The organism is Moorena sp. SIO2C4 (assembly GCF_010672485.1).
GTDB lineage: Bacteria > Cyanobacteriota > Cyanobacteriia > Cyanobacteriales > Coleofasciculaceae > Moorena > Moorena producens.
Genome location: NZ_JAAHGN010000962.1, coordinates 1 through 2,953 on the forward strand (window position 1 = coordinate 1; position 2,953 = coordinate 2,953).

Consider the following 2,953-nt stretch of genomic DNA (forward strand, 5'->3'; position numbering starts at 1 on the left):
GTCTGAAATAGTTGGATGCAAGCATGTTTGGCATCAGCCGCTAGTGCGATCGCATCTCGTGATACAGTATCGTCAGGTAAGGCTACTTTTTGGTCTGTACTGAGGGAATTAAGTCCAGTAATCTGATCCCTAATCCGCGCTGCTAGCTCAAAGTTAAGGGATTCTGCTGCTTGTTCCATATTGGCCGTCAGCATCTCAATTAGTTCCCCACTACGCCCTTGAAAAACCATAGCGATTTTCTGGATGGTTTGACGGTACTCTTCCGGTGTAATTAGTTTTTGACACACACCAGGACAACGACCTAAATCATAGTTAAGGCAAGGACGGTCTTTAAACAGAGGTCGAGGGCGTTGCCGGATGGGGAAAATCTGTTTGACCAGAGCTAAAGTATTGCGCAATAGCTTGACATCGACGTAGGGACCATAGTATTTATCCTGTTTATTCCCCATGCGCCGCTTACGGGTAATGAAGATACGGGGATAATCCTCTGACCAAGTGATGGCAACATAGGGATACTTCTTATCATCCTTGAGCAGTACGTTGTAGTAAGGTTGGTGCTGCTTAATCAGATTGGCTTCCAACGCTAGGGCTTCCGCTTCGGTATCGGTTACGATGAATTCAATATCAGTAACCTGTGCCACCATCATCGCAATGCGAGGACTCAGGGGTTGGGAGTCACGGAAATAGGAACGGACTCGCGTACGCAATTTTCGGGATTTGCCGATGTAAAGAATACTAGCGCTATGGTCACGCATTAAATAAACCCCTGGTTCCAGGGGAATTTCTTTCAATCGACTTTCCAAGGGTTCTGGATCTTGGATTAATGGCTTAGAACTCATAGCGTGAATGGTCTGTGGTCAACTGTTGGTTGTTATTTCCCGTGATCACCACTAGGGCGTGTCTTCTTGCCTCGGAGATCCCCCGTTGGTCCCCCTTAAAAAAGGGGGACTTTGAGTATGGCTCCCCCCTTTTTCAAGGGGGGCTGGGGGGGTGAATAATCTTGCGGAAAACTTTGAAAACACGCCCTAGGCTTTATTTTGTTCCGCTAGCCGATTTGAGATTACATCCAAAAATTTATCCACATTAAATGGCTTAAGAATATAGTCATGAATGCCTAGTTCTCTGATCTTCTGAATATTGCTGCGATCTGCACTAGCCGTCAGAAACATAAACGGAATTTTCGCTGTGGCTGGATCTTGACGTAGTGCCTGCAATACCCCATATCCATCTAGTTCAGGCATCATTACATCGCACAAAATCAAATCTGGTGGTTCTTGTTGAACCAACTGTACACCTTCAACACCATTTTCAGCACCCTGAGCGTCAAACCCTTCAATTTCAAGGAGTTCGATCAGATTTTCTCGAATAAAAATCTCGTCCTCAATTACCAAGATTTTATTCATTATTATCCTATTCAACCTAACTGTGAAAATTTAAATCTTATCAGAACCTTAGAATAAGATGCAATTATAAGGGATAGTTGGTGCATTAGCCCAATGGCATATTATTGGGGGTAGCCCAAGTTTCATTGATAGCCACATTAATATGAAACGATATGTTAGTGTACTCCAGTTGTTCTGGAGTACTGCGCTCACTGCTGAACTGGAATATCGGTTAAATTTTGCGATCGCTACCTTGAGCAGCCTAGGAAACCTAGCTGGTAGCCTATTCGGTCTATTCTTGTTTTACCGCACTGGCTACACCTTTTCCGGCTGGAATTGGGAAGAAGCCCTGGTCATACTAGGGATATTCACGTTACTACAGGGGTTTTCTGGCACATTCCTGATTCCCAATCTCAACCGGATTGTGGATCACGTCGAGCAAGGAACCCTCGATTTTATCCTACTCAAGCCCATTAGTTCTCAGTTCTGGCTGTCTTGGCGAAGTGTCAGCCCTTGGGGGTTACCAGACTTAATCTTCTCAATTATAGTAATAGGCTACGCTGGTGGACGCCTAAACTTAGATATCGGCAACTATCTTTTGAGTGTAGTGCCACTATGTTTTGGGTTGACTAGCCTCTACAGCATCTGGTTTATGCTGGGAGCAACAAGCATTTGGTTTGTCAAAATCTACAATGTCACCGCTGTTCTGCGCAGTATGCTAGAAGCTGGTCGATATCCCATCGTAGCTTATCCGGCTAGCTATCGGTTCTTCTTTACCTTTGTAGTGCCAGTGGCGTTCCTGACTACAGTCCCAGCAGAAGTGATGTTGAATCGGAGTGATACCTTTTGGGTAGTAGGTTCCGGTATTCTAGCCCTAGGATTGCTGTTTGCTTCTGGGATCTTTTGGCAGTTTGCCCTGCGTTTTTATACCAGTGCTTCTAGTTAGTAGGTGCGCTTTCCGTAGGCGAATTAAATTCGCCACGGGTCGCACCTCTTGATTCTTGCGAATCAAGCTAATATTGGTCATTCCATAAATTCTTGGTGCCAGATGGCAAAAGTCAGCAACGACCAAAGTTGGCGGCTGTTAGCAGGTTGGTAGTCTTGTATCAAGTTACAAACTTCCGGTGTAAAAATACCTGTTTCTGGCAATGTTTGAATTAACCCACAAACATCTTGCCACAGATAATCTTTGAGCCAAGAACCAAAAGGCGATCGCCAACCATACTTTTTCCGCTTTTCTACTACTTTTGGCAACAAATCTGAAAACGTTTCTCTCAGCAGTTGCTTATCTTTTTGCCAGCCCACTTTCCTGGAAAAGGGAATAGACATGGCATATTCAACAAATTGGTAATCTAAAAAAGGAGTCAGGGATTCCAAACCTGCTGGCGTACTTGTTTTATATGTCTTGATGCGATTTGATTCTTCAATATCCAACTTCAAATCCATGTAGAGCAGGGCATCTTGGTTGCTAGTAATGTGATTGTTGGAGAGCAAACTTTTTAATAGTTCCTGATAGATCGAGTCTATGACTCCGGTATCTGTAGCGTATTCTCCCTGTAAGAGCTGATTAA

At 44.2% G+C, this 2,953-nt stretch carries 4 protein-coding genes; 1 reads left to right on the forward strand and 3 read right to left on the reverse strand.

Annotation, left to right across the window (positions count from 1 at the left end; genetic code table 11):
* Both uvrC and F6K20_RS32090 read right to left on the reverse strand, forming a co-directional pair.
* Positions 1-839, reverse strand: an 839-nt coding sequence (uvrC, locus tag F6K20_RS32085) for an excinuclease ABC subunit UvrC (RefSeq protein WP_287297464.1), incomplete at its 3' end; no start/stop codon positions are given.
* A 186-nt stretch (positions 840-1,025) separates the two neighbouring features.
* Positions 1,026-1,403 carry a response regulator gene (locus F6K20_RS32090; RefSeq protein WP_287251222.1) on the reverse strand — a complete coding sequence of 126 codons (378 nt, stop codon included), beginning with the start codon at positions 1,401-1,403 and terminating at the stop codon, positions 1,026-1,028.
* A 142-nt stretch (positions 1,404-1,545) separates the two neighbouring features.
* Here F6K20_RS32090 and F6K20_RS32095 point away from each other — a divergent pair, with 142 nt between their 5' ends.
* Complete coding sequence (locus F6K20_RS32095) at positions 1,546-2,328, forward strand: ABC transporter permease (RefSeq protein WP_008190909.1); 783 nt, start codon at positions 1,546-1,548, stop codon at positions 2,326-2,328.
* A 77-nt stretch (positions 2,329-2,405) separates the two neighbouring features.
* On the opposite strand, the gene F6K20_RS32100 is transcribed toward F6K20_RS32095, so the two are convergent.
* On the reverse strand, positions 2,406-2,953 hold a 548-nt coding region (locus tag F6K20_RS32100; RefSeq protein ID WP_287297466.1), incomplete at its 5' end, for an asparagine synthase-related protein.

Bases quoted from the DNA above. Each gene is read 5' to 3' on its own strand.
- F6K20_RS32090 (WP_287251222.1), bottom strand. From the start codon at position 1,403: ATGAATAAAATCTTGGTAATTGAGGACGAGATTTTTATTCGAGAAAAT.
- F6K20_RS32095 (WP_008190909.1), top strand. From the start codon at position 1,546: ATGAAACGATATGTTAGTGTACTCCAGTTGTTCTGGAGTACTGCGCTC.